The organism is Mesorhizobium sp. Primo-A (assembly GCF_003997175.1).
GTDB classification, from domain to species: domain Bacteria; phylum Pseudomonadota; class Alphaproteobacteria; order Rhizobiales; family Rhizobiaceae; genus Mesorhizobium; species Mesorhizobium ciceri.
The window spans coordinates 184,231-203,324 of record NZ_RZTG01000003.1 but is presented as its reverse complement, the minus strand read 5'-3'; the positions used below and the strand labels follow the sequence as shown (position 1 = coordinate 203,324).

Sequence of the window (19,094 nt, the reverse complement as noted above, 5' to 3'; positions counted from 1 at the left end):
CAAAAATGCCTGTGTCCGTGGAGGCTAACCGGAAAGGAACTTTGAATGGCACTGCCTGATTTCAGCATGCGCCAGCTTTTGGAAGCTGGCATTCACTTCGGCCACCAGACCCATCGCTGGAACCCGAAAATGGCGCCCTACATCTATGGCGCCCGCAACAACATCCACATCATCGACCTCTCGCAGACGGTGCCTTTGCTGCACCAGGCGCTGAAGCAGGTTTCCGACACCGTCGCCAAGGGCGGCCGCGTGCTGTTCGTCGGCACCAAGCGCCAGGCGTCCGACATCGTCGCCGATGCGGCACAGCGTTCGGCTCAGTACTACGTCAACTCGCGTTGGCTCGGCGGCATGCTGACCAACTGGAAGACGATCTCGAATTCGATCCAGCGCCTGCGCAAGCTCGACGAGATGCTGGCCGGCGAGGCGCAAGGGTTGACCAAGAAGGAACGCCTGAACCTCGACCGCGAGCGCGAGAAGCTCGACAAGGCGCTGGGCGGCATCAAGGACATGGGCTCGACGCCCGACCTGATGTTCGTGATCGACACCAACAAGGAAGCGATCGCCATTCTCGAGGCCAAGCGCCTCGGCATTCCGGTCGTCGCCATCATCGATTCGAACTGCGATCCGGACAAGATCGACTTCCCGATCCCCGGCAATGACGACGCGGCCCGCGCCATCCAGCTCTATTGCGATCTGATCGCCAAGGCTGCGATCGACGGCATTGCCCGTCAGCAGGGCGCGCTCGGCGTCGACATCGGCGCTTCGATCGAAGCTCCCGTCGAACCGGCGCTCGACCCGGCTCCGGCCCCGGCTGCAGACGCTCCGGAAGCTTGATAATCGAAGGCCGGTTGCGGCCTTCATCTTTCTCATATTCTGGCACGCTAAACAGACGCACCATCGAATACCGATGGTGCGTCGGTGCATTTAAAACAAAGAGGCGACAATGAGCATTTCGGCTGCACAGGTCAAAGAACTCCGCGACTTGACCGGCGCGGGCATGATGGATTGCAAGGCGGCGTTGACCGAGACCAACGGCAACATGGAAGAGGCCGTCGACTGGCTGCGCAAGAAGGGTATCTCCAAGGCTGACAAGAAGGCTGGCCGCACCGCGGCTGAGGGCCTGATCGGCGTCGACAACGGCGTGCGCGAGGCTGCCGTCGTCGAGGTCAATTCCGAGACCGACTTCGTTGCCCGCAACGCCGCGTTTCAGGAAATCGTCGCCAATGTTGCCAAGGTTGCGCTGGCCTACGGCACGACGGAAGCTGTGGCCGCCGCAAAGTATCCAGGTTCCGACAAGTCGGTTGCCGACACCATCAAGGACGCTGTCGGCACCATCGGCGAAAACATGGGCTTCCGCCGCTCGGCCAAGCTCACCGTCCCGCACGGTGCTGTCGCCACCTACGTCCACAACGCAGTTGCCGATGGTCTTGGCAAGCTCGGCGTTCTGGTCGCGATCGAGACCACGGGCAATGAGCATGCCGCCAATGCCTTTGGCCGCCAGGTTGCCATGCATGTCGCCGCCACCAACCCGCTGGCGCTGACGGCCGAGCAGATCGATCCGGCTGCGGTCGAGCGCGAGAAGGCGATCTTCGCCGATCAGGCGCGCCAGTCCGGCAAGCCGGAAGCGATCATCGAAAAGATGGTCGAAGGCCGCCTACGCAAGTTCTATGAGGAAGTCGTGCTCCTGAAGCAGGCCTTCGTGCTCAATCCCGACATCACTGTCGAGCAGGCACTGAAGGATGCCGAGAAGGAAATCGGCGCTCCGGCCAAGATTTCCGCCTATCTGCGCTTTGCGCTCGGCGAAGGCATTGAAAAGGAAGAGACCGATTTCGCGGCGGAAGTCGCGGCTGCGGTGAAGAAATAATCCTTACAAATAGCCCCTGAAGGGGCTTCTCAGCTCAGGCAACTCGGCCGGGTGTCCGCAAGGATGCCCGGCCGATTTCTTGTGCGGTGTCGATAAAGGCCCTGAGCTTCGGCGCCATTGACGCCCGGCGCGGGAAATAGAGGAATAGCCCCGGTTCCTCGATCGCCGTCTGCGGCAGCACCTGGACCAGGCGGCCCGCGGCAAGATCGGCGCGCGCCAGCGGCTCGAAGACATAGGCAAGCCCGACGCCTGCAAGCGCAAGATCGATTGCTGCGAGCGAATCCGTCACGACAACGCTGCCCCGCGTCTCCATGGCGATGTCCTTGCCATCCTCGATCAGATCCCAGCGATAGAGCGCACCGGAGCGGACGAGCCGGTAGCCAATACAATTGTGGTTCGCCAAATCGGCAACGCTGCTGGGACGGCCGTGCCGTCCGATATAAACGGGCGAGGCCACGATGACGACGGAGAACGGCGGCGTCAGCCGGACCGCGACCATGTCCTGGGCGATCATCTCGCCAAGCCGGATGCCGGCATCGAAGCCTTCGCCGACGATATCAACCAGACCCTGGTCAGCGAAGACCTCGACGGTAACCTCCGGATAGCGCTCGGCCATCGCGGCGACCACCGGCGTCACCGCCAATGGTATGGCGATGTTGGAGGCGTTGATCCTGAGCAGGCCAGACGGCCTGCCTTTGACGCTGCGGATACGGTCCATCCGCTCGGCAATATCCTGGAGGGCCGGAGCCGCCGTTTCCACCAGCGCCTTGCCGGCCTCGGTGAGCGAAACGCTGCGCGTCGTCCGTGCGAACAAAGGCTGGCCGATCCGCTCTTCGACAATGCGCACCGCATGGCTGACTGCCGAAGGGCTCATGCCGAGTTCGGCGGCGGCAAGCGCAAAGCCGCCGCGTCGGGCCACGGCGACGATCACAGGCAAGTGGGTGAGCAGGTCCCGGTACATTCATGCATGATATCGCATGGTCCATACGAACAATGCAATCTTATCGATGTCGACCGAGCGGTCCACATTGCCGGCCGCACGTCGGCGATGGGCTGATGGCATCGAGGAGAAAGAACATGAATGCGTTGAAGCGCGTAACTTTCGCGGCAGGCATGGCGTTGGCGCCGATGGACGCCGGCGGGGCGGAGCCATCAGACTGGCGGGCCCTCGCAGACGAACGCGCGGTCATTCGCATTGCCGATGCCATCGACCGGGCCGTCGACGCCCAGGACTGGAAGCTTGCACGCAGCTATTTCGCGGATCGGGCCACTGCCGATTTCAGCAGCCTTTCCGGACAGCCGGCGGCCAACATCGCTTCCGACGACCTGATTGGCGCCTGGGCGGCCAACCTCAAGGGCAGCAAGACAAGCCTGCATCTGCGCACCAATCACCAGGTCGTTCTCGAAGGGGACACGGCGACTGTCCTGTCGAACGGCTATGCCTGGAACCGGATGGAAGGCAATGGCGACCCGCTTTGGGAGGTCTGGGGCACCTATGAGCATCACCTGACGCGTTTTGCGGATGGCTGGAAGGTCGATGGCTTTGCGTTCCGCATGACACACGAGCGCGGCAATCCCTGGGTCAAGACCACTCCGGGCCAGTGACGCTCGGGCATCTATCACCAAGCATTGGAAGACGATTATGACCATGACCTACTACACTCTTGGCAACAGCGGCCTCAGGGTCAGCCGGCTGGCGCTGGGCACGATGACTTTCGGCACGGAATGGGGCTGGGGAGCCGACAGGGATACGGCGCGGGCGATGTTCGACGCCTATGTCGAGGCGGGCGGCAATTTCTTCGACACGGCGGATCTCTACACAGACGGCACGGCCGAAGCCTGGCTTGGCGAATTCATCGCCGAGCGCGGCTTGCGCGACATGGCGGTGATCGCCAGCAAGTTCACCATGAACATGCAGCCCGGCAATCCGAATGCCGGCGGCAATGGCCGCAAGAACATCATGCGGGCCGTCGATGCTTCGCTGAAACGGTTGGGGACCGACTATATCGATCTCTATCTCATGCATGTCTGGGACAGGCTGACCCCGGCCGAGGAGGTCATGCGCACGCTGGACGACCTGGTTCGGATGGGCAAGGTGCGCCATGTCGGTCTTTCGGATGTGCCCGCCTGGTATGCGGGCCGCGCACAGGCGATCGCCGAATTGCGCGGATATGAGCCGGTTTCGGCGCTACAGCTCGAATATTCATTGGCCGAACGCGCGATCGAGAATGAGTTCGTGCCATTCGGCACGCGCCATGGCGCCGGCATCATGGTGTGGAGCCCGCTGGCCAGCGGACTGCTGAGCGGCAAGTATCGGCCGGCTCAGGCCGGAACCGCGGGCCGGCTCGACGGATTTCGCAACTCGACGCATCCGGGGTTCCAAAAGTTCACGCAACGCAACTGGGCTATCGTGGCCGAACTCGAGAAGGTCGCATCCGAGATCGGCCGCAGCATGCCTCAGGTCGCGCTCAACTGGGTAGCGACGCAGCCGGGGATCGCGACCGTCATTCTCGGTGCGACGACGCTCAGCCAAATGCAGGACAATCTTGGCGCGCTGGATTTCGAGATTCCGAAAGCGCATCGCGACCGGCTGGAGAGGGTCAGCAGAACTCCAGCGCCGTTTCCCTATTCCTATTTCGGCGCGCAGATACAGGCGCGCGTCACCGGCGGCGCGACAACCGGCGACAAGCCCTCCAACTACGTGTCACCGGTGCTTATCGAAGGAGAGTCGGCCAGCGTGTCCACCAATTGATTGATGGGACAGGAAACCGGCGAATTTGCCGTTTGGGCGCCGCGTGACATCGCGGCGCCCTTCGTGTATCGGAACGCCATTGTTTCGAGGCGGCGCCTGCGCGAGGGTAGCCACCGAAACGCGCCACATGCAAATGAAGAGGCCCAGATGACGGTGAAGCCCCTCTACCGACGTGTCTTGTTGAAAGCGTCGGGCGAAGCGTTGATGGGCGAGCAGCATTTCGGCATCGACGTTTCAGTGGTGGATCGCATCGCCGGCGACATCGCCGAGGCGCGTGCATTGGGCATCGAGGTCGGTGTCGTCATCGGCGGCGGCAACATCTTTCGCGGCGTGGCCGTTGCCTCCAAGGGCGGCGACCGTGTCACCGGCGACCACATGGGCATGCTTGCCACGGTGATCAACTCGCTGGCGCTGCGCACGTCGTTGAACAAGATCGGCGTCGACGCCGTGGTGCTTTCGGCGATCGCCATGCCCGAACTTTGCGAGAGCTTTTCGCAGCGCCAGGCGACTGCCTACATGAACCAGGGCAAGGTGGTGATCTTCGCCGGCGGCACCGGTAATCCGTTCTTCACCACTGATTCGGCCGCCGCCCTCCGCGCGGCTGAAATCGGCGCCGACGCACTGTTCAAGGGCACTCAGGTCGACGGCGTCTACTCGGCGGACCCGAAGAAGGACCCGAATGCGACGCGTTTCGAGCGCATCAGCCATGGCGAAGTCATAAATCGCGGCCTTTCCATCATGGATACTGCAGCGATTGCACTTGCGCGCGAAAACAACATTCCGATAATCGTCTATTCGATCCACGAAAAAGGTGGTTTCGGCGATATTCTGAGGGGCGGCGGCCGCTGCACGGTCGTCGCGGACGATTGATCGGCGGCCAGGCTCGAAGGGAAACCGGTTTTCGAAGGTCCGATTCGAAGACGGAGCAGTGAGCCCGCATTAGACGGGTCGAGGAGATAAAGATGAGTGGTGAGTACGACGATCTCAAGCGGCGCATGGATGGGGCCATCGCCGCGTTCAAGCATGATCTGGCTTCGCTGCGGACCGGTCGCGCCTCCAGCAATCTGCTTGATGCGATCCAGGTGCAGGCCTATGGCACCACCATGCCGATCAACCAGGTCGCCAACGTCTCGGTGCCGGAGCCGCGCATGATCTCGGTATCGGTATGGGACAAGTCGATGGTCGGCGCGGTCGACCGCGCGATCCGCGAATCCAATCTGGGTTTCAACCCGATCGTGGACGGCACCAACCTCAGGATTCCGCTTCCCGAACTCAACGAACAGCGACGCAAGGAACTGGTCAAGATCTCGCACACCTACGCCGAGAACGCCCGGGTCGCCGCGCGCCATGTGCGCCGCGACGGCATGGACTTCCTGAAGAAGGCGGAGAAGGACGGCGACATCAGCGAGGACGATCAGCGCAAGCGCTCGGACCAGGTTCAGAAACTTACCGACGAGACGATCAGCACCATCGACCACCTGCTTTCCGATAAGGAAGCTGAAATCATGCAGGTTTAGGGTCTTGGCCTCCGGCTGACCCGAAAGCGAGAACATGGCAACGCCCGCGCATGTCGCGATCATCATGGACGGAAACGGACGCTGGGCCAAGGCGCGCGGCTTGCCTCGTCTTGCGGGCCATCGTGCCGGCGTCGAGGCGCTGCGCAAGACGGTGCGCGCAGCACCCGGACTCGGCATCTCCTACCTGACCGTCTACGCTTTCTCGTCGGAGAACTGGTCGCGGCCGAAATCCGAGGTCAGCGACCTGATGGGCCTTCTGAAAATGTTCATCCGCCGTGACCTTGCCGAACTGCACCAGAGCGGTGTGCGGGTTAGAATCATCGGCGACCGGGCAGGGCTGCAGCCCGATATCAGGGGACTGCTCGACGAGGCCGAAACGCTGACTGCCGCAAATGAATCTCTGACGCTGGTGATCGCCTTCAACTATGGCGGACGCGACGAGATCGTTCGCACGGCGCAAAAGCTCGCTTTGGCCGTGGCGCGTGGCGAACTCGACGCCGAGGCGATATCTGCCGAAAGCTTTGCCGTTGCGCTTGATACGCAAGGCATTCCCGACCCGGAACTGGTCATTCGCACCAGCGGCGAGCTTCGGCTGTCGAATTTCCTCCTGTGGCAGGCCGCCTATAGCGAGCTTGTCTTCCTGCCTTGCTACTGGCCCGACTTCAGCCGCGAACACCTTGCCGAGGCCTTGCGTGAGTTTGCTGGCCGCGAACGCCGTTTCGGCGGACTTGGAGGCCAGGACGTCGCTTCGCGACCGGCCGCGGGATGAGCAATCTCCAGCTGCGTGTCGTTTCGGCGATCGTGCTCGCCATCATCACTCTCGGTCTGACCTGGATCGGCGGTCTGCCGTTCCGGCTGCTGTGCGCCGTGATATCGGCGGCGATCTTCTATGAATGGACCCGCATGTCGCGCCCGACCGGGGTCACGGGCCTGGGTTTCCTGCCGGAAGCATTGCTGGTCGTCTTCGTTGGCGCCTTGATCGGCGGCCTGGCCGCCTCCTGGCTGCTACCGCTTGTGGCGGCCATTGTTGCCGCAACGGCGATAGCCGCCTCGCTTCGCAAGACCGGACAATGGGATGCGAGCGGCCTCGCCTATGCCGCGGTTTCAGGCCTGTCGCTCGCCTTGCTGCGCGATGGCGATCGTTCGGGCCTCATTGCCATCCTGTTCCTGTTTGCGGTCGTCTGGGCCACCGATATCCTTGCCTATTTCGTTGGCCGTGCCGTTGGGGGGCCGAAACTGGCGCCCTCTATCTCGCCCGGCAAGACGCGCAGCGGCGCGCTCGGCGGTGCGCTCGGCGGCGTCGTCGCCGGGCTGGTCCTCGCCGTAGCTGCCGGTGTCGGCAATCTGGCATTGCTCGGCCTGGTGGCGCTCGTGCTGTCGATTGTCTCGCAGGCAGGCGACCTGTTTGAATCCTGGGTCAAGCGCCGCCATGGCCGCAAGGACTCAGGCGCGCTCATCCCGGGCCATGGCGGCGTCATGGATCGTGTCGATGGGCTTGTCGCAGCCGCATTCGCCCTATACGTCATCGGCTGGATTTCGGCGAACGCCGATCATCCGGCGCAGGGTCTGTTTCCCGTTTGAGTGGTGTCATTTCAGGTCCTTTGCGCGATGCGCCTTGGATTCGCCCGGATTGGTGTCACAGTCACGGCGCAGTCTGCGCCGTGGAAGAATTTGAGGGTTTGTCTTGAACGAGATTCTTCACGCGCTTTTCAGCACACAAGGCTTTGTCCTCGGCACGCTGGTGCCATTCCTCTTCGTGCTGACCGTGGTCGTGTTCGTCCACGAAATGGGCCATTACCTTGTCGGGCGCTGGTGCGGCATCGGCGTCAGGGCCTTCTCGATCGGCTTCGGCCCGGAACTCTTCGGCTTCAACGACAGCCACGGCACGCGCTGGAAACTGTGTGCGATACCGCTTGGCGGCTATGTCAAATTCGTCGGCGACATGAACGCCACATCGAGCCAGCCCACGTCGGAAGAAATTGAAACGCTGACCGAGGAAGAGCGCAAGGTCGCCTTCCACACGCAGCCGATCTGGAAGCGCGCGGCAACGGTGGTGGCCGGGCCGCTGTTCAATTTCCTGCTGACGATCGTCGTCTTTTCCGTGCTGTTCACCGCCTATGGCCGTTATGTCGCCGAGCCCATGGTGGCCGAGGTGACCGCCGACAGCCCGGCGGCGAAGGCCGGCATCCTTCCCGGCGACCGATTCGTCAGCGTCGACGGCAACAAGGTCGAAACCTTTGGCGACGTCCAACGCCTGGTCTCGGGCCGTGCGGACGACGCAATCACTTTCGTCATGCTGCGCGACGGCCGGGAGGTCACTGTGACCGCGGCACCGCGGCTGATGGAACAGGAAGACGCGCTCGGCAACAAGGTCAAGGTCGCTGTAATCGGTGTCGTCAACAACAAGGAACTCGGCCAGCCACGGCTCATCACCTACACGCCTGTTGGAGCTGTCGCGGCGGCGGTCGAGGAAACCGGTCACGTCATCCAGCGCACCGGCCAGTTCCTGCAGCGCTTTGTTGTCGGGCGCGAAGACAAATGTCAGTTGGGCGGTCCGGTGAAGATCGCCGACATGGCGGGCAGGGCTGCGAAACTGGGATTCGAATGGCTCGTGCAACTGGTTGCACTGCTATCCGTTGGCATCGGAATTCTGAACCTTTTGCCGATTCCCCCTCTCGACGGCGGTCACCTCTTGTTCTACGGGGTGGAGGCTGTCATTCGCCGTCCGGTGTCGGAACGGATGATGGAAATGGCCTATCGGGCCGGGTTGCTTCTGGTGCTGTGCTTCATGGGGTTCGTTTTTTGGAACGATCTGTTTGGGTGCTGAAATCATGAAGAAATTTGGCTTCTGCATGGACGATGTTGAGACGCCGTTTACCATGCAAGGGGATATGAGTGACGCGAAAGCCACGCCGCAGGGTTAAGTAAATACAAATTAACCAGAAGCCTTGCGTGTAGGGAAAATCCGGTTAATACGGTAGGGGAAATTACCGCACGTCCGGTTTTCTCGCCGTGGGGACTACGAGAAAAGGTTATTAAGCCCGATGAAGGCAGCATCCAAGTTTCTAAGCGCCGCGTCCGCGGTGACCCTGTCCGCGGCCATGGTCGTGCCAGGCGCGCTCGCAGTGCAGTTCGTTGCCACATCGGCGGCTGAAGCCGCTGTCGTCAGCAGAGTCGAAGTAAGCGGCAACCAGCGTATCGACGCTGAGACCATCCGCAATTACATCACCATCAAGCCGGGCAAGGCTTTCTCCAGTTCCGATATCGACGGTGCGGTCAAGGCACTGTTTGGCACCGGCCTGTTTTCGGATGTGCAGATCAACCAGGTCGGCTCGACGCTGGTGGTCAAGGTTGCCGAGTATCAGGTTGTCAACCAGGTGCTGTTCCAGAACAACAAGAAACTCAAGGACAATGCGCTCGCGGCGGCGGTGCAGCTGAAGCCACGCGGAACGTTCTCGCAGGCGACGCTCGATGCCGACGTGGAGTCGGTCAAGGCTGCCTACAGGCGCATTGGTCGCGACGACGTGACCGTGACCACGCAGGTCATGCAGCTTGGCGACAATCGCGTGAATGTGGTCTTCAACATTGCCGAAGGCGATCGCACGCAGATCGCGGCGATCAATTTCGTCGGCAACAGCGCCTATTCCAGCCGCCGCCTGTCGGATATCATCAACACCAAGCGTTCGTCCTGGGTTTCCTTCATCCTGCGCGACGACGTCTACGACGATGACAAGCTGCGCGCGGACCAGGAGCTGCTGCGCCGCTTCTACTACAATCACGGCTATGCCGACTTCCAGGTCGTGTCCGCCGTCGGCGAGCTCGACAGCGCGACGAACAAGTACACGGTCACCATCACCGTCCAGGAAGGCGACCGCTACACGTTCGGCGATGTCAGCGTCGAGAGCACGATCCCTGAAGTCGACGGCAAGTCGCTGGAATCGGTGATCGAGACGCACAAGGGTGACGTCTACAACGCCAAGAACGTCGAGGATTCCATCATCGCGCTGACCGAGAAGGTGGCCGGTTCCGGCTATGCCTTCGCGCAGGTCACGCCGCGCGGCGACCGCAATTTCGAGAACCACACCATTTCGGTCGTCTACACGATCGACCAGGGCACCAAGGCCTATATCGAGCGCATCGAGATCCGCGGCAACGATCGCACGCGTGACTATGTCATTCGCCGGGAGTTCGACGTCAGCGAAGGCGACGCCTTCAACCAGGTGCTCATCCAGCGCGCGAAGAAGCGCCTGGAAAACTTGAACTACTTTGAGAAAGTCGACATCTCGACCGTGCCTGGCTCGCAGCCCGACCAGGTCGTTCTGGTGGTCGACGTGGTTGAGAAATCGACCGGTGAGTTCTCGGTGGGCGCTGGTTATTCGACCGGTGGCGACACGGCCGGTCCGTCGGTCGAAGGCTCGGTGACCGAGCGCAACTTCCTCGGTCGCGGTCAGTTCATCAAGCTGTCTGCGGGCGGCGGCAAGAATTCACGCGACTACAGCCTGTCCTTCACCGAGCCTTATTTCCTCGGACGGCGCATCGCCGCCGGTTTCGACATCTATAAGTCGACGCGGGAATACAACAACAACTATGACAGCGATACCACGGGCGCGACGATCCGTTTCGGCCTGCCGATCACCGACAGCATCACGACCCAGTTGGCGTACAACATATCGCAGGAAAAATATAAAGTTGACGATGGTTGCTTGACCGATGGGGTTTATATTCCTGGCAGCCCTTGCAATATCTCAACTGCAATCCTTGATGGCATCGATCAGAGCCCTTGGATCAAGTCGTCGGTCAGTCTCGGGCTGGTCTACAACACCATCGACGACATGAAGAACCCGCATGAGGGTATCTATGCCAACACAACCGTCGAAGTGGCCGGTCTTGGCGGCGATGCCAAGTTCGTGAAGATCACGGGACGCGGCAGCGTCTATCAGACGTTGTCCGAGTCGCTTGATCTTGTCGGCCTTATTTCGGGCGGCGCCGGCCATGTCGAGGGTTATGGCAGTGACGGCCTGCGTATCTTCGATCAGTTCCAGAGCACGGACCGCATGATCCGTGGCTTCGCCTATGGCGGTATCGGGCCTGTGGATCCTCTCACGGGTGACCATCTCGGCGGTACGACCTACTTCAATGCTTCTGCTGAAGCCCAGTTCCCGCTGCCAGTCGTTCCGGAAAGCTTCGGCCTTCGCGGAGCTGTGTTTGCTGACGCGGCGACTCTCTATGGCAGCAAGGTTACGAGCGTTGCTCAGGAGTCAACGGACATGCAGCTGCGTGCCTCTGTCGGCGTTGGTCTGATGTGGGCGTCGCCGTTCGGTCCGATTCGTATCGACTATGCGATCCCGGTCAAGAAGGAAGCGCGCGACGACGTGCAGGAATTCAACTTCGGCATATCGACCCGCTTCTGATCGGCGGCCAACGATGCTCCCGGGTCTTCAGGGTCCGGGAGAAATGTTCCGACCTAGCTGGATATAGCTTCTGGAATGACCGATCCGGTGTTCTTCGCGCCATCACGCCGGTATACGGCGGGCGAAGTCGCGAATCTGACCGGCTCGGTGCTTGTCGATTCCGGCCACTCCAATATTTTGATCGAAGCACTCGCGCCGGCCAGCGAGGGCGGCGAGAACGCGCTCGTCTTTGTCGACGGCAAGCGTAATTCCGCGCTGATGCCGTCGCTGCGGGCTGCCGCGGTGCTGTGCCCGGCGGAATTTGCCGGCAAGGCGCCGGCAAGCGTTGCCGTTCTCATTCATCCGCGTCCACAACAGGCCTTCGCGCTGATCGGGCGTCTGCTGTTTCCGAGGGCGGCGACACCAGGGCCAATGACCAGCGAAACCGGCGTCTCGCCGCACGCTCACGTCGATGCGACCGCCCATGTCGAAGCCGGTGCCGTCATCGAGGCCGGCGCGGTTGTCGGGCCAGGTGCTTCGATCGGCAGCGGCACCGTCATCGCCCCAAATGCGGTCATCGGACAATCCTGCCAGATCGGCCGCGACGGCTATGTCGGTCCGGGCGCCAGCATCCAGTATGCCTTGATCGGCAATCGCGTCATCATTCATGGCGGCGCCAGGATAGGCCAGGATGGTTTTGGCTTCGTCGGCGGGGCCAAGGGTCCTGAGCGCGTGCCGCAGATCGGCCGTGTCGTTATCCAGGACGACGTCGAGATCGGCTCCAACACCACCGTCGATCGCGGCGCCATGTCCGATACGATCATCGGCCAGGGCACCAAGATCGACAATCTCGTGCAGATCGCCCATAACGTCCGCATCGGCCGCAATTGCATAATAGCCGGGCTTTCGGGTATTTCGGGTTCTGTGGTCGTAGGTGACAATGTCACCATGGGCGGCGGCGTCGGGCTTGCGGATCACCTGACCATTGGGACAGGGGCCAAGCTTGCCGCCAGAAGTGGATTTATGAGCAATGTCCCTGCAGGCGAGATCTGGGGCGGCTATCCGGCACAGCCAATGGCGGAAGCCATGCGGGAGATAGCCATGCTGCGCAAGCTCGCCAGGACCCGCAAACAGGGCGAGGGAGGCAATGGCTGACATGATCGCGTCGACGACGCTGGAGGCGGTCGACATTATGGGGCTGATGAAGCTCCTGCCGCACCGCTATCCGTTCCTGATGATCGATCGTATCGTCGACATCGATGGCGACGAATCCGCTGTTGGCATCAAGAACGTGACCATAAACGAGCCGCATTTTCAGGGCCATTTCCCTGAGCAGCCGGTCATGCCGGGTGTGCTCATCGTCGAGGCGATGGCGCAGACGGCCGGCGCCATCTGTATCCGCAGCCTGGGTACCGAAAAGCCGTCGCTGGTCTATTTCCTGACCATCGACAACGCCAAATTCCGCAAACCGGTGGTTCCCGGCGACCAGTTGAAGATCTATGTCAAGAAAATCAAGAAACGCGGCAACCTGCTCAAATTCGCTTGTGAAGCCATGGTCGACGGCGCCAAGGCGGCCGAGGCCGAGATTTCAGCCATGATGGTCACCAGCGACTGACGATCGAGTGCTTATGAAAATCAAGACATCCATTCATGCTTCCTCCATTGTCGAGGAAGGCGCCCAAATCGGCCAAGGTGTGCGCATCGGGCCGTTCTGCCATGTCGCTGCCGATGTGGTGATCGGCGACGACGTCGAACTGGTCAGTCATGTCTCGGTGATGGGCGCGACGTCGATCGGCGCCTCGACCAAGGTCTATCCGATGGCGACATTGGGCGCACCGCCGCAGAACACCAAGCACAAGGGCGGCCGAACCACCTTGGTCATCGGCAGGAACTGCACGATCCGCGAAGGCGTGACCATGCATCTCGGCACCGATTCCAGCCGCGGCGAGACGACGGTCGGCGACAATGGCAATTTCCTTGCCTACGCCCATATCGCCCATGATTGCGTCGTCGGCAACAATGCGACGTTCGCCAATGGCGCAACGCTGGGCGGCCACTGCGAGGTCGGCAACAATGTCTATATCGGCGGACTGACCGCAGTGCATCAGTTTGTCCGCATCGGCGACAACGCCTTTCTCGGCGGCTGCTCCGCGATCGTCGGCGATGTCATCCCCTTTGCCATAGCGGTCGGCAACCGCGCCAGCCTACGCGGCCTCAACATCATCGGCCTCAAGCGCTCCGGCCTGCCAAGGTCCGAAATCCTTGTGCTGCGCAAGGCTTACAGGATGATCTTCGATCGTTCCCGCACCGTTGGCGAGAACATCGAGTTCGCCAAGGCGGAGTTCGCGTCGTCGCCGACCGCCATGAAGATCATCGATTTCATCACCAGTCGCGGCAAGCGGCACTATGCTGTGCCGTCGCTCAAGGGCGGCGATGGCGACGATGTCGATGACGAAGACTGAGACAGCGGCAGCGCGTCTTGATCTTCCGCCGGGCTCCAGGGTCGGCATCATTGCCGGCGGCGGCAGTCTGCCGGTCGAAGTCGCGGCCGGTTCGGCTGAACAAGGCTATCCGCCCTTCGTCATCCTGATGGAAGGCGAGGTCGACCGCATCGCGGAGCTCTCCCGATACGATCACGAAAGCCTCGCTCTGGAAGGTATAGGCTCGCTGGTCCCATTGCTACGGCGGCACCGGATCACCCATCTGGTGCTTGCAGGCGAGATCAAGCGCCGGCCGCGATTGCTTGCGCTGCGCCCCAGTCTCAGCCTGCTCGCGGTAATTCCGCTGGTCGTCATGGCGCTCGCGCGTGGCGACGATGGCCTGCTGAAGGTCTTGGCGAGGGGCCTCGAAGCCCGTGGAATAAAGGTTGTGGGAGCGCATGAAATCGTGCCGAGCCTTGTCGCCGCCGAAGGCGTCCTGACCAACGCCGCGCCACAAAAGTCGGACTGGCGTGACATCGAGGCAGGCCTTGACGCAGCAAAGGCCATCGGGGCGCTGGACATCGGCCAGGCCGCGATCGCCATCGGTGGCCGGACCATTGCGCTGGAAGGCATCGAAGGAACAGCCGGATTGCTTGAGCGGGCAAAGCTTTTACGCGGCCACGGCCGTATTGCGGGCAAGACCCGCGGCGTCCTGGTCAAGTGCGCCAAGCCTGGCCAGGAACTGCGAGCGGATCTTCCGTCCATCGGCCTGCAGACGGTCGAAGCAGCGCATGCAGCCGAGCTTGCCGGGATTGCCGTCGAGGCGGGACGTTCGCTGGTTCTCGAAGGTCCTGAAACCATCGCGCGCGCCAACGCACTCGGCCTGTTCGTCATTGGCCTGCCTGCCACGACGGAGCCGCACAGTGGCTGACAGGGCATTGAAGATCGCGATTGTTGCCGGCGAGGAGTCCGGCGACCTGCTCGGCGCCGACATAGTACGCTCGCTCAGGCAGGCGGCCGGGCGCGAGGTGCAACTCGTCGGCCTCGGCGGCCGTCATTTGCAGACGCTGGGACTGGTCTCGCCATTCGATGCCGGTGAGATCGCCCTCATGGGGTTCAGTGCCGTCCTGCGCGACCTTCCGCGCCTGATGCGGCGGATCAGCCAACTGGCCAAGACCGTTGCCGACGAAAAGCCGGATTGCCTCGTCACCATTGACAGTCCGGACTTTTCGTTGCGCGTCGCCAAAAAGGTGCGTGCGGCCAACCCGTCGATTCCGATCATCCACTATGTCTGCCCGAGCGTGTGGGCGTGGCGGCCGGGCAGGGCGGTCGCGATGAAGCCCTATGTCGACCACATCCTCTGCATCCTGCCTTTCGAGGTTAAGGAGTTGGAGCGGCTCGGCGGGCCATCGGGCACCTATGTTGGGCATCGCCTGACGCACGATGCGGGCTTGCTCGCTGCAGCCAAGGCGCAGGAGTTGCCGCGCGACCTTTCTCCTGATCGGGTCAAAACCTTGCTCGTCCTGCCCGGTTCGCGGCGTGGCGAGGTACGGCGGCTGCTCGACCCGTTCGGCGAGACGGTGTCGATCCTGCGCGCGCGCGGCCACCGCTTGCGGCTGCTGCTGCCGACCGTCCCGCATGTCGCCGACCTCGTCAAATCTTCCGTCAACCGCTGGGATGAAAAGCCTGAGATCATCGTCGAGCCCCAGCGCAAATGGCAGGCTTTCGGCAGGGCCGATGCGGCGCTGATCGCGTCCGGGACGGTATCGCTGGAACTGGCGCTGGCCGGCGTGCCGATGATTTCCTGCTACAGGCTCGACCCGGTCGCGCGCATCTTGGCGCCGTACCTCGTTTCCGTCTGGTCGGCGCTGCTGCCCAATCTGATATCGGATCGAGCGCTTATTCCCGAATTCTACGACGGCTATATCAAGCCGAACAATCTTGCCCGGCAATTGGAGGCACTGTTCGCCGACAGCGGCATGCGTGCCTGGCAGAAGGATGGATTTGCAGAGATCAGGCGGCGCATGGCTACGGGCAGACCGTCCGGCGAGATCGCCGCGCAGGTGGTGATGCGGTATGTCAAGAGAGTGAGTAGTCAGTAATCAGTAGAAATGGTCGACTTCACTACTCACTACTCACTACTCACTACTCACTACTCACTATTTCCTAATTCACCGCTTGGCGATCGGCACGTAATCCCGCTCCGGTGCACCGGTATAGAGCTGGCGCGGGCGGCCAATCTTCTGGCGCGGATCCTCGATCATCTCTTTCCACTGGGCGATCCAGCCGACGGTGCGGGCGACCGCGAACAGCACGGTGAACATCGTGGTGGGGAAGCCCAGCGCCTTCAGCGTAATGCCGGAATAGAAGTCGACATTCGGGTAGAGCTTCTTCTCGATGAAATAGGAATCGGTCAGCGCGATCTTTTCCAGCTCCATGGCGATGTCGAGCAGCGGATCGTCCTTGATGCCGAGCTCGCCCAGAACCTCATGTGCCGTCTTCTGCATGATCTTGGCGCGCGGATCGTAGTTCTTGTAGACGCGGTGGCCGAAGCCCATCAAGCGGAACGGGTCGTCCTTGTCCTTGGCGCGGGCGATGAATTCCGGGATGTGATCGACATGGCCGATCTCGCCAAGCATGTTGAGCGCCGCTTCATTGGCGCCGCCATGCGCGGGTCCCCACAGGCAGGCTATGCCGGCGGCGATGCACGCAAACGGGTTGGCGCCCGACGAGCCGGCGAGGCGAACGGTCGAGGTCGAGGCATTCTGCTCGTGGTCGGCGTGCAGGATGAAGATGCGTTCCATGGCGCGCGCCAGCACCGGATTGATCTTGTATTCCTCGCAAGGCACGGCAAAGCACATATGCAGGAAGTTGGCGGCAAAGTTCAGCTCGTTCTTCGGGTAAATGAAGGGCTGGCCGATGTGGTATTTGTAGGCCATCGCCGCGATCGTCGGCATCTTGGCGATCAGCCGCATGGAGGCAACCATGCGCTGGTAGGGGTCGGAAATGTCGGTGGAGTCGTGATAAAAGGCCGACAGCGCGCCGACCACGCCGCACATCACCGCCATCGGATGCGCGTCGCGGCGGAAGCCGGTGAAAAAGCGCGACATCTGCTCATGCACCATGGTGTGGCGCGTCACGCGGTAATCGAAATCGTCCTTCTGCGCCTTGGTCGGCAATTCACCGTAGAGCAGGAGATAGCAGACCTCGAGGAAGTCGCCATGTTCGGCCAACTGGTCGATCGGATAGCCGCGGTGCAACAGGATGCCGGCGTCGCCGTCGATGAAGGTGATTTCGGACTCGCAGCTTGCCGTCGAGGTGAAGCCGGGATCGTAGGTGAAAGCGCCGGTGGTTGAGTAGAGCGAGGCGATGTCGATCACATCAGGCCCGACCGAACCGCTTCGCACCTTGAATTCATGGGTCTTGCCGGCGAATTCAAGCGTTGCGGTGGCCTCTTGGGTCTTGCCCAAATCCAGTTTTTTCGCAGCTTCGGTCATTGCAAACTCCTTCTTGTTTCCTCATGCCGGCAAAGGCAAATTTCGCAGAGCGACACGTCGAAAATCACCGCAATGCGCGTATTCGCCACCGCATTTCAGGAGGTGCGTGCCAGATTGGGCCAAGGCCTAATGTTGCACTGCGAAACCCGCCTTTCAATGCCAATCTTCTTGGGCCAGTTTGCTCCTAATCGATTTGATCTGAGATGCGCGCCAGGCTTTCCTCGCGGCCGAGCACGGCGAGCACATCGAACACGCCCGGCGAGGTGCTTTTGCCGGTCAAAGCGGCGCGCAAAGGCTGGGCCACCGCGCCGAGCTTGTGGCTGCCGGCCGCCGCCACCTCGCGGATCGCCGCCTCCGCCGAGACGGCTGTCCAGTCACCCGCAAGCCCGTTCAAAGCTTCGTGAGCACTGCGCAGGATCTTGCGGGCATCGTCGGTGAGCAGAAGGGCCGCCTTGTCGTCGATCGGCAGCGGTCGCGTGGCAAACAGGAAGGCCGCGCCGTCGACGAGCTCCACCAGCGTCTTGGCGCGCTCCTTCAGGCCCGGAAGCGCTGCCAGCAACTGCGCCTTGGTGCTGTCGTTCAGGCGTGCGGCGATCGCCGGGCCACCTTCGAGGTAGGGCAGGGTGGCGATGAAGATGTCGAACAGTTCGGCATCGCTCATGCGACGCATATGTGCGCCGTTGATTGCCTCCAGCTTGGCGAAGTCGAAGCGCGCCGCGCCCTTGTTGACGTCGCCGATGTCGAACCAGGAAATCATGTCCTTGATCGACATGATCTCGTCGTCGCCATGGCTCCAGCCGAGACGCGCCAGGTAGTTGAGCAGCGCCTCCGGCAGGTAGCCCATGGCGCGATAAGCCTCGACGCCAAGCGCGCCGTGCCGCTTCGATAGCTTGGCGCCATCGGCGCCGTGGATCAGCGGGATATGCGACATGGACGGCACGTCCCAGCCCATGGCGTTGTAGATGACGGTCTGGCGGGCGGCGTTGGTCAGATGGTCGTCGCCGCGGATGATGTGGGTGACGGCCATGTCATGATCGTCGACGACGACGGCATGCATGTAAGTGGGATTGCCGTCGGAACGCAGGATGATGAAGTCATCGAGATCCTTGTTAGGAAAGCGCACGTCGCCCTGGACCCGGTCATGGACGACGGTCTCGCCTTCGGTCGGCGCCTTGATGCGGATGGCGCCCTTGGCACCTGCGGGTGCCTCTGAGGGGTCGCGGTCGCGCCAGCGGCCATCGTAGCGGGGTGGCAGCCCCTTGGCTCTGGCGGCCTCGCGCATGGCCTCCAGTTCGGCTGGCGTGGCGTAGCAATAATAGGCCTTGCCGATGCGCACGAGCTCCTCGGCCACCTCGCGGTGGCGGGGCGCACGCTCGAACTGCGACACCGGCTCGCCGTCCCAGCTCAGGCCAAGCCAGGAAAGCCCGTCGAGGATGGCAGCCGTCGCGGCTTCATTGGAGCGTTCGCGATCGGTGTCCTCGATGCGCAGCAGCATCGTGCCGCCGGTGTGCTTTGCATACAGCCAGTTGAACAGCGCCGTGCGCGCGCCGCCTATGTGCAAATAGCCGGTGGGCGAGGGGGCAAAACGGGTGACGACCTTGTCGGACATGGAACTCTCGGAAACCATCTGAAGCGGGGTGCGGTCGCGCGGACT

Annotated in this window: 18 protein-coding genes; 15 read left to right on the top strand and 3 right to left on the bottom strand. The window is 62.0% G+C overall.

What is annotated here, in order from left to right; translation table 11 throughout:
• Positions 1-45 precede the first annotated feature (45 nt).
• Both rpsB and tsf read left to right on the top strand, forming a co-directional pair.
• The gene (gene rpsB / locus EOC83_RS06410) at positions 46-834 is read left to right on the top strand and encodes a 30S ribosomal protein S2 (RefSeq protein WP_013531765.1); all 789 of its coding nucleotides are present in this window, start codon (positions 46-48) and stop codon (positions 832-834) included.
• 109 nt (positions 835-943) lie between these two features.
• A complete protein-coding gene (gene tsf, locus EOC83_RS06405) occupies positions 944-1,864 on the top strand; it encodes a translation elongation factor Ts (RefSeq protein WP_013531764.1) in 921 nt (306 codons plus the stop codon).
• A 34-nt stretch (positions 1,865-1,898) separates the two neighbouring features.
• Here the strand turns inward: tsf and EOC83_RS06400 are convergent, their stop codons facing one another.
• Positions 1,899-2,825 (bottom strand): LysR family transcriptional regulator, encoded by a 927-nt coding sequence (locus EOC83_RS06400; RefSeq protein ID WP_063167965.1) that lies wholly within the window; start codon positions 2,823-2,825, stop codon positions 1,899-1,901.
• Between the two features lie 116 nt (positions 2,826-2,941).
• On the opposite strand from EOC83_RS06400, the gene EOC83_RS06395 reads away from it, so the two are divergent.
• The 13 genes from EOC83_RS06395 to lpxB all read left to right on the top strand — a co-directional run bounded on the left by EOC83_RS06395 (position 2,942) and on the right by lpxB (position 16,045).
• The gene (locus EOC83_RS06395) at positions 2,942-3,469 is read left to right on the top strand and encodes a nuclear transport factor 2 family protein (RefSeq protein WP_063167966.1); all 528 of its coding nucleotides are present in this window, start codon (positions 2,942-2,944) and stop codon (positions 3,467-3,469) included.
• A gap of 37 nt (positions 3,470-3,506) precedes the next feature.
• Positions 3,507-4,616 carry an aldo/keto reductase gene (locus EOC83_RS06390; RefSeq protein WP_063167967.1) on the top strand — a complete coding sequence of 370 codons (1,110 nt, stop codon included), beginning with the start codon at positions 3,507-3,509 and terminating at the stop codon, positions 4,614-4,616.
• A 147-nt stretch (positions 4,617-4,763) separates the two neighbouring features.
• The gene (gene pyrH, locus EOC83_RS06385) at positions 4,764-5,486 is read left to right on the top strand and encodes a UMP kinase (protein WP_013531760.1); all 723 of its coding nucleotides are present in this window, start codon (positions 4,764-4,766) and stop codon (positions 5,484-5,486) included.
• A gap of 92 nt (positions 5,487-5,578) precedes the next feature.
• Positions 5,579-6,133, top strand: coding sequence for a ribosome recycling factor (gene frr / locus EOC83_RS06380; protein WP_013531759.1), 555 nt, complete (start codon positions 5,579-5,581; stop codon positions 6,131-6,133).
• Between the two features lie 34 nt (positions 6,134-6,167).
• The gene (locus tag EOC83_RS06375) at positions 6,168-6,902 is read left to right on the top strand and encodes an isoprenyl transferase (RefSeq protein WP_013531758.1); all 735 of its coding nucleotides are present in this window, start codon (positions 6,168-6,170) and stop codon (positions 6,900-6,902) included.
• Positions 6,899-7,714 carry a phosphatidate cytidylyltransferase gene (locus tag EOC83_RS06370; protein WP_013531757.1) on the top strand — a complete coding sequence of 272 codons (816 nt, stop codon included), beginning with the start codon at positions 6,899-6,901 and terminating at the stop codon, positions 7,712-7,714. Before EOC83_RS06375 ends, EOC83_RS06370 begins: the two co-directional genes overlap by 4 nt.
• 103 nt (positions 7,715-7,817) lie before the next feature.
• A complete protein-coding gene (gene rseP, locus EOC83_RS06365; protein WP_063167968.1) occupies positions 7,818-8,960 on the top strand; it encodes an RIP metalloprotease RseP in 1,143 nt (380 codons plus the stop codon).
• 217 nt (positions 8,961-9,177) lie between these two features.
• Positions 9,178-11,544, top strand: coding sequence for an outer membrane protein assembly factor BamA (gene bamA, locus EOC83_RS06360; protein WP_063167969.1), 2,367 nt, complete (start codon positions 9,178-9,180; stop codon positions 11,542-11,544).
• A 75-nt stretch (positions 11,545-11,619) separates the two neighbouring features.
• Positions 11,620-12,678 (top strand): UDP-3-O-(3-hydroxymyristoyl)glucosamine N-acyltransferase, encoded by a 1,059-nt coding sequence (lpxD, locus tag EOC83_RS06355; protein WP_063167970.1) that lies wholly within the window; start codon positions 11,620-11,622, stop codon positions 12,676-12,678.
• On the top strand, positions 12,671-13,138 hold the full coding sequence (gene fabZ, locus EOC83_RS06350) for a 3-hydroxyacyl-ACP dehydratase FabZ (RefSeq protein WP_027036657.1): 468 nt from the start codon (positions 12,671-12,673) through the stop codon (positions 13,136-13,138). The genes lpxD and fabZ overlap by 8 nt, the downstream gene beginning before the upstream one ends.
• Positions 13,139-13,151: 13 nt before the next feature.
• Positions 13,152-13,985: an acyl-ACP--UDP-N-acetylglucosamine O-acyltransferase gene (gene lpxA / locus EOC83_RS06345; RefSeq protein ID WP_063167971.1), complete on the top strand. Its 834-nt coding sequence runs from the start codon at positions 13,152-13,154 to the stop codon at positions 13,983-13,985.
• Positions 13,957-14,874, top strand: a complete 918-nt coding sequence (locus EOC83_RS06340; protein WP_063170233.1) for an LpxI family protein — start codon at positions 13,957-13,959, stop codon at positions 14,872-14,874. Before lpxA ends, EOC83_RS06340 begins: the two co-directional genes overlap by 29 nt.
• On the top strand, positions 14,867-16,045 hold the full coding sequence (gene lpxB / locus EOC83_RS06335; protein WP_063167972.1) for a lipid-A-disaccharide synthase: 1,179 nt from the start codon (positions 14,867-14,869) through the stop codon (positions 16,043-16,045). The genes EOC83_RS06340 and lpxB overlap by 8 nt, the downstream gene beginning before the upstream one ends.
• A gap of 69 nt (positions 16,046-16,114) precedes the next feature.
• On the opposite strand, the gene gltA is transcribed toward lpxB, so the two are convergent.
• Positions 16,115-17,440, bottom strand: coding sequence for a citrate synthase (gene gltA, locus EOC83_RS06330; RefSeq protein WP_013531749.1), 1,326 nt, complete (start codon positions 17,438-17,440; stop codon positions 16,115-16,117).
• Positions 17,441-17,624: 184 nt separating this feature from the next.
• Positions 17,625-19,049, bottom strand: a complete 1,425-nt coding sequence (gene gltX, locus EOC83_RS06325) for a glutamate--tRNA ligase (RefSeq protein ID WP_063170234.1) — start codon at positions 19,047-19,049, stop codon at positions 17,625-17,627.
• Positions 19,050-19,094 lie beyond the last annotated feature (45 nt).

Excerpts from the sequence above, each read along its gene's own strand:
- rpsB (WP_013531765.1), top strand. The coding sequence starts at position 46 with ATGGCACTGCCTGATTTCAGCATGCGCCAGCTTTTGGAAGCTGGCATT.
- tsf (WP_013531764.1), top strand. The coding sequence starts at position 944 with ATGAGCATTTCGGCTGCACAGGTCAAAGAACTCCGCGACTTGACCGGC.
- EOC83_RS06400 (WP_063167965.1), bottom strand. The coding sequence starts at position 2,825 with ATGTACCGGGACCTGCTCACCCACTTGCCTGTGATCGTCGCCGTGGCC.
- EOC83_RS06395 (WP_063167966.1), top strand. The coding sequence starts at position 2,942 with ATGAATGCGTTGAAGCGCGTAACTTTCGCGGCAGGCATGGCGTTGGCG.
- EOC83_RS06390 (WP_063167967.1), top strand. The coding sequence starts at position 3,507 with ATGACCATGACCTACTACACTCTTGGCAACAGCGGCCTCAGGGTCAGC.
- pyrH (WP_013531760.1), top strand. The coding sequence starts at position 4,764 with ATGACGGTGAAGCCCCTCTACCGACGTGTCTTGTTGAAAGCGTCGGGC.
- frr (WP_013531759.1), top strand. The coding sequence starts at position 5,579 with ATGAGTGGTGAGTACGACGATCTCAAGCGGCGCATGGATGGGGCCATC.
- EOC83_RS06375 (WP_013531758.1), top strand. The coding sequence starts at position 6,168 with ATGGCAACGCCCGCGCATGTCGCGATCATCATGGACGGAAACGGACGC.
- EOC83_RS06370 (WP_013531757.1), top strand. The coding sequence starts at position 6,899 with ATGAGCAATCTCCAGCTGCGTGTCGTTTCGGCGATCGTGCTCGCCATC.
- bamA (WP_063167969.1), top strand. The coding sequence starts at position 9,178 with ATGAAGGCAGCATCCAAGTTTCTAAGCGCCGCGTCCGCGGTGACCCTG.
- lpxD (WP_063167970.1), top strand. The coding sequence starts at position 11,620 with ATGACCGATCCGGTGTTCTTCGCGCCATCACGCCGGTATACGGCGGGC.
- fabZ (WP_027036657.1), top strand. The coding sequence starts at position 12,671 with ATGGCTGACATGATCGCGTCGACGACGCTGGAGGCGGTCGACATTATG.
- lpxA (WP_063167971.1), top strand. The coding sequence starts at position 13,152 with ATGAAAATCAAGACATCCATTCATGCTTCCTCCATTGTCGAGGAAGGC.
- EOC83_RS06340 (WP_063170233.1), top strand. The coding sequence starts at position 13,957 with ATGGCGACGATGTCGATGACGAAGACTGAGACAGCGGCAGCGCGTCTT.
- gltA (WP_013531749.1), bottom strand. The coding sequence starts at position 17,440 with ATGACCGAAGCTGCGAAAAAACTGGATTTGGGCAAGACCCAAGAGGCC.
- gltX (WP_063170234.1), bottom strand. The coding sequence starts at position 19,049 with ATGTCCGACAAGGTCGTCACCCGTTTTGCCCCCTCGCCCACCGGCTAT.